5 protein-coding genes are annotated in these 6,506 nt (G+C 37.9%); all 5 read left to right on the top strand.

Annotation, left to right across the window (positions count from 1 at the left end; genetic code table 11):
- Positions 1-156: 156 nt before the first annotated feature.
- The 5 genes from polA (at position 157) to MWH25_RS12270 (ending at position 6,325) form a co-directional block, all read left to right on the top strand.
- Complete coding sequence (gene polA, locus MWH25_RS12290; protein WP_248627946.1) at positions 157-2,745, top strand: DNA polymerase I; 2,589 nt, start codon at positions 157-159, stop codon at positions 2,743-2,745.
- Between the two features lie 107 nt (positions 2,746-2,852).
- Positions 2,853-4,247, top strand: a complete 1,395-nt coding sequence (locus tag MWH25_RS12285) for a TldD/PmbA family protein (RefSeq protein WP_248627945.1) — start codon at positions 2,853-2,855, stop codon at positions 4,245-4,247.
- Positions 4,207-5,595 (top strand): TldD/PmbA family protein, encoded by a 1,389-nt coding sequence (locus MWH25_RS12280; protein WP_248627944.1) that lies wholly within the window; start codon positions 4,207-4,209, stop codon positions 5,593-5,595. The genes MWH25_RS12285 and MWH25_RS12280 overlap by 41 nt, the downstream gene beginning before the upstream one ends.
- 55 nt (positions 5,596-5,650) lie before the next feature.
- Positions 5,651-5,857, top strand: coding sequence for a hypothetical protein (locus MWH25_RS12275; protein ID WP_248627943.1), 207 nt, complete (start codon positions 5,651-5,653; stop codon positions 5,855-5,857).
- Positions 5,858-5,914: 57 nt separating this feature from the next.
- The gene (locus tag MWH25_RS12270) at positions 5,915-6,325 is read left to right on the top strand and encodes an acyl-CoA thioesterase (RefSeq protein ID WP_248627942.1); all 411 of its coding nucleotides are present in this window, start codon (positions 5,915-5,917) and stop codon (positions 6,323-6,325) included.
- Positions 6,326-6,506: the final 181 nt, after the last annotated feature.

Genomic DNA, 6,506 nt, shown 5'->3' with positions numbered 1-6,506 from the left:
ATGGTTTTAGAAATTTAAAATTATTAGATAGACCAAAAGGGTTGATGTTTGCTTAAATTAATATTTTGGATAAAAAACAAAAGGTAGGGAGGTGAAACCTGGTTATAATTAATTTTATATAGTTTTGAACAGTTTTTTATAACCAGGTTACAATAATTGAAAGAACAAGAGTTATATTTATTAGATGGAAATAGTTTAATGTATCGTGCGTTTTATGCTTTACCTACTACTTTGACCAAGTCTGATGGGACAGTGACTAATGCTGTCTTTGGTTTTACTAGGATGTTATTCAGTTTATTAGAAGAGAGGGAGCCGGATCTGTTAGGAGTTGCTTTTGATTTAGCAGCCCCTACATTTCGCCATCAGGAATATGAAGATTATAAAGGAAATCGTAAAGAGACACCTGATGAGTTGAAGCCTCAATTTGGGATAGTTAAAGAAGTTTTAGAGGTATTAGAAGTACCGATCTTTGAAAAGGAAGGCTATGAAGCAGATGATCTAATCGGGACTTTGGCCCAGCGAGCAGAAGAGGAAGGCTATCAGGTTACAATTGTAACTGGTGATCGGGATAATTTACAATTAATTACTGATAATATTACGGTGATGTATAATAAACGAGGTATTAGTGACATTATTGATTATGATCTAGAAAAGTTTAGAGAAGAATATGAGTTAGAGCCACTTCAGTTAATCGATAAGAAGGGATTAATGGGTGATAATTCTGATAATATTCCTGGTGTCGATGGGATTGGTAAAAAAACTTCTACGAAATTATTAAAAGAGTTTGGTTCTTTAGAGAATGTCTTGGCTAATATAGATCGAGTAGGGGGTAAAAAGAGGAAAGCTACCTTAAGAGAGCAAGCAGATAGGGCCAAGCTCAGCAAGAAGCTAGCAGAAATAAAGGTAGATGTCCCTCTAGAGGTTGATTTTTCTGAGCTGGTTTTGTCAGACTATAAGAACCAACAAGTTTACGATCTGTTTATGGAGTTGGAGTTTAGTAGTTTGATCTCTCAGATAGGTGGTCATCAGAAATTAGAAGTGACTGATTATCAATTAATCGAGAGTCAAGAAGGGTTAGAAGAATTAGAATTAACTGAACAGGTGGCTATCACCTTGGATTTGAGCGGGCCAAAGCTAGAGCAAGAGTTAGCAGGTGTTGCAGTGGTAACCTCAGAACAGGGTTATTATTGTAATCTGACTATAGATAAGTTAGTGGATTGGTTAGAAGATATTTTCACAAACAAGAAAGTTTTAATGGTAGGGGCCAAAGAGCAGATCAGATATTTATTGCAACAGGGGATTGAAGTTAAAGAACTTAGCTTTGAGCCATTAGTAGCTGATTACTTATTAAAGCCTAGTGAAAAAGAGAAAGGCTTTGCAGAGTTAGTAGTAAGCCATCTGCAGCGAGAGATTGAAGATGGGGCGGAAGAGGAGTTATTAGTCTTACAGACTAGCTTATTATTTGATTTAGAAGAGGAGTTATTACCTAAATTAGAAGATAATGAACTGTTGTCATTATTTACAGAGATTGAATTGCCATTGGTCAGTATGTTGGCCCAATTGGAGTTGACAGGGATTAAGGTCAGCTCTTCAGAGTTGGAGCGATTATCGACTAAGTTAGCTGAGAAGATTGCTGATTTAGAAGAGCGAGCTTATCAGTTGGCTGGGGAGGAGTTTAACCTCAATTCTCCTAAGCAATTAGGGGTTATTTTATTTGAGAAGTTGGGCTTACCTGTAATTAAAAGGACGAAGACAGGTTATTCGACCAGTGCTAGTGTGTTAGAGAAGCTGAAGGGCCAACATGATATTATCCCGCTGATCTCTGAATACCGAACCTATACTAAGTTAAAGTCGACTTATGTTGATCCATTAAGTGATTATATCAACCAGCAGACGGGAAGGATCCATACTACCTTCAATCAATTGGTGACTGCTACTGGACGGTTGAGCAGTGCAGAACCTAATCTGCAAAATATCCCGATCAGAACTGAGGAAGGTCGTGAGATTCGGCAAGTCTTTGTCGCAGAAGAAGGCAAGAAATTATTAGCTGCTGATTATTCTCAGGTAGAGTTGAGGGTGTTGGCCCATATCTCCCAAGATGAAGGGTTAAAGGAGGCTTATCAGCAGGGGTTGGATATTCATACTAAGACTGCCAGTGAGATCTTTGAGTTGGCCCTAGATGAAGTTGGTCAGGAAGAACGGCGTAAAGCTAAAGCGGTCAACTTTGGAATTGCCTATGGGATCAGTGATTGGGGATTAGCTAAGCGGCTTAATATCACTAACCAAGAAGCTAAGGAGTATATTGAGCTTTATTTTGTACGTTACCCAAAGGTTAAGGAGTATATTGATAATACAATTGCACAAGCTAAAGAGGAAGGTTATGTCACGACACTCTTTGATCGAAAACGTTACTTACCACAGATAAATAGTAATAATTATCATCAGCGTAGTTTTGCAGAAAGAATGGCGATCAATACTCCAATTCAAGGAACTGCAGCCGATATTATGAAGTTGGCCATGATTGAAGTAAATAAGGCTTTAAAAGAGAAAAGTTTTGATGCTAAGGTACTACTTCAGGTGCATGATGAATTGGTTGTAGAGGTGACTGAATCTGAAATAGAGGCAGTAAATAGATTAGTAACAGATAAGATGGTTTCTGTTGTCGAACTTGCTGTCGATTTAGAGGTTGATTCCAAGGTAGGAGATAATTGGAAAGACATGAGTGAATTGACAATTGATAATTGATAATTTACAATTAAAGTTCAAAAATTTAGAAGTTTTGTTTTTAAGGGTTTTAATTATTCATGATTATTTATTAATTATTAATTGCTTTTCTGGAAGGGGAGAAAGTGATGTTATCAACTAAGTTGATCAGGCAATTATTACAGGTTGCTTTAGAAGGAGGCGGTGATTTTGCTGAAGTCTTCTTTGAAAATGCTAAAAGTAATTCTTTAGTATTGGAAAACTCTAAATTAGAACGGGTTAAGACAGGTTATGATCTGGGAGTTGGGATTAGGGTCTTAAGTGGTGATAAGGTTTCTTATGCTTATACAGATGATCTATCGAAAGAGGCTTTATTACAGACTGCTAAGGTTGCTGGAGCAGCAAGCCAAGGTCAAAATAAAGTAGAAATTACAGATTTGAGAAAAGGGATTATTAATCAAGTCCATCCAGTTCAGATCAGACCTGAAGAGATTGCTAAAAAGAAGAAGGTAGAGTTAATGAAGGAGGCAAATCAAGTTGCTTTAGATTATGATGATAGTATTAGGCAGGTTATAATCAGTTATGCTGATAATACTCAGCAGATTATGATTGCCAATTCTGATGGCTTATATGTTGAAGATGAACGGGTTCATACTAGGATGAGAGTTAAGGCTATTGCCAGTGACGGGGAGAAGATTCAGACTGGTAGTGAAGGTCCTGGTTTACAAGTTGGATTTGAATTATTCGATCAATATCCACCACAGAAGTTGGGTGAGGAAGCAGCTAGACAAGCGGTAACAATGCTTGGAGCCAAGTCAGCTCCTTCTGGTAAGATGCCAGTAGTAATCAATCATGGTTTTGGTGGGGTCTTATTCCATGAGGCATGTGGTCATGGCTTAGAGGCCGATCTGGTTCAAAAGAACTCTTCCGTCTTTGCTGGTCAAGTTGGCAAACAAGTTGCTTCTAAAGTGGTAACTGCTGTTGATGATGCAACGATCAAGAATGGCTGGGGCTCTTTTGGGATCGATGATGAGGGTCAACAGGCTGACCGGACAGTATTGATTGAAGATGGGATTTTAAAGGATTATATGTATGATTTAAAGACTGCTCGTAAGCATCAGCGAGCTTCAACGGGTAATGGAAGAAGGGACTCTTATCAATCATTACCAGTCCCACGGATGAGTAATACCTTTATTGAAGCAGGTGACTCTGAACCAGAGGATATTATAGCTGCTGTCGATGATGGACTATATGCTAAAAAATTGAGTGGTGGACAGGTAGAGACAGCTACTGGAGAGTTTGTCTTTACCGTTGCTGAAGGATACTTAATTAAAAATGGTCAGCTAGCTGAACCTGTTAGAGGAGCTACTCTGATCGGTAGAGGAATAGATGTCTTACAGAAAATTTCGATGGTCGGTAATGATCTTAAGTTGGCCCCTGGAATGTGTGGTAAGGCAGGTCAAAGTATTCCAGCAGCAGTTGGTCAACCGACATTGTTAGTTGATGAAATCACTGTTGGTGGTACAGAAAGGAAGGGAGAGTAAGATGAGCCTTGATTTGAAAGAACTAATTACTAAAGCCCAACAACTTGGAGCAGAGGATGTTGAGTTGTATTATGAGACGTCAACTACTAATGATCTTGAAGTCTATCAAGGAGAGGTAGAGTCCTTAGAGGCAGCTCATGCTAAAGGATTAGGGATTAGGATCTTTGTTGATAATAAGATGGGATTTGCTTATACTGCTAATTTTAATCAAGATGCGTTGGAAGAAGTTATTCAAGAAGCAATTGCCAATGCTGAAGTAGCTACTGTAGATCAGTATCGTACCTTACCAGCAGAAAATTATCAGTATCAGCAGCTTGAACTCTATGATTCAGCTTTAGAGAAGAGTGAGATTGAGGATAAGATTGCAATAGCATTAGAGATGGAAGAAGCAGCTCTAAATTATGGTGATCAGATTGATGCTGTCTTAAGTACTAATTATGGTGATTATATTACGAAAGTTACGATTGCTAATTCAAATGGACTTCATGAAAGTTATAAGACCAATAATTGTTATGCTTACTTATATGTTAAGGCCAGCCAAGATGATGATCAGCAGACGGGGATAGCTCTATCATATGGACGTTCACTGACGGAGTTAACACCGACTGCTACGGGAGAAGAAGCTGCTCAAAATGCGATTGAATTGTTAGGAGCTAAACAAGTCGAATCTCAAAAAGCACCGGTTGTCTTTACTCCTAAGGTTGGAAGTATGTTTATGTCTGTCTTATCCCAAGCGTTGACAGCAGAAGCAGTACAAAAGGGGCGCTCTCTATTTGCTGATAAGTTAGATCAGACTGTAGCAGCTGAAAATGTCAATATTATCGATAATGGTTTATTAGAAGAAGGATTAGCAACTGCTCCTTTTGATAGTGAAGGGGTTCCTTCAATCCCAACTGATATTATCAAAGATGGGGTCTTAACAAATTATCTCTATGATACTTATACTGCTAATAAAGATGGAGTCAAATCTACTGGGAATGCTGAACGGGGTTCTTATCGAGGGATTCCTGGTGTATCACCTAGTAATTTCTATTTAGCACCAGGGGATCAAGATCCTGCAGATATTATTAGTGGGGTAGAGAATGGTTTTTATGTTCATAAAGTCTCTGGTTTGGTAACTGGAGGGGCCAACCCAATTTCAGGTGATTTTTCTGTAGGAGCAACAGGGCAGTGGATTGAAGGTGGAGAGATTAAAGGAGCTGTCAGTGAGATCACGATAGCTGGTAATTTAATTGATTTCTTAAAGGATATCGATCACTTAGGAAATGATCTTAAGTTCAATCCTCTGATCGGTTCATTTGCTACTCCTACCTTTAGGGTTAAAGAGTTAGCAATTAGTGGTTCTTAAACTCTGAATACTCCTTTCAAAATTGTGCAAGCTATAAAAGAAGGGAGTGATCAGAATGGATTTAAGATTATATAATTGCCCAATCTGTTATGAAGATACATTACATGAGGTGGTGGGGCTTAATTCTGATTATTTAACTGTTCGTTGTACTTCTTGTGCTACTACTTCAGCAGTTGAGGAAGAGGGTTTTAATGGTTATGAAGAGGCTTCAATCGAATTAAATCAACAATTAAATGGATTATTAGATGAGTTTGATTATTGATTGGTAGGGGCTTTGGCCCCTGCTGCTCAGTAAATTTTTTGGTTAGGAGGCAGGGGAATGGAATTTAGTTATCAAATTAGAGTTACCTATCAACAAACAGATAGGATGGGGGTAGTTTATTATGCCAATTACTTACATTGGTTTGAGATAGGAAGGACTGAACTATTACGCCACTTAGGAGTTAGTTATAAAGAGATAGAGGAGCGAGGGATAGTCTTACCAGTAGTAGAGTCACATTGTAATTATCATGCTCCAGCCCGTTATGATGACTTAGTTGATATCTATACGGAAGTAGAAGAGCTTAAACGGACTAAAATTACTTTTAATTACAAAATCGTCCGAGCTGAAGATGAGAAGTTATTAACAACAGGTAGTACGGTTCATCCGTTTGTCAATCATGGTTTTAAACCCTTATCATTAAAGAAGGCTCAACCAGAACTGTGGAAAATATTAGATAATAAAAAATAATTTACAATTGACAATGAACAATTTACAATTAAAAGGATAATTATAAATCATCCGCGTCAACTTAAGACAATTTCTGGTGTTATAAATGTTCTAAGTGAAGCTTTATTACAATTATGTGTAACTTTTGCCTAGAACCATGAGGGAGATTTCTCGTTCTGAAAGATTTTTTCTGAGCTTCTAA

The sequence above is a fragment of the Natroniella acetigena genome (assembly GCF_023227745.1).
GTDB lineage: Bacteria > Bacillota > Halanaerobiia > Halobacteroidales > Halobacteroidaceae > Natroniella > Natroniella acetigena.
The sequence above is the reverse complement of the archived record's forward strand: the minus strand, read 5'-3'. Positions and strand labels throughout refer to the sequence as shown.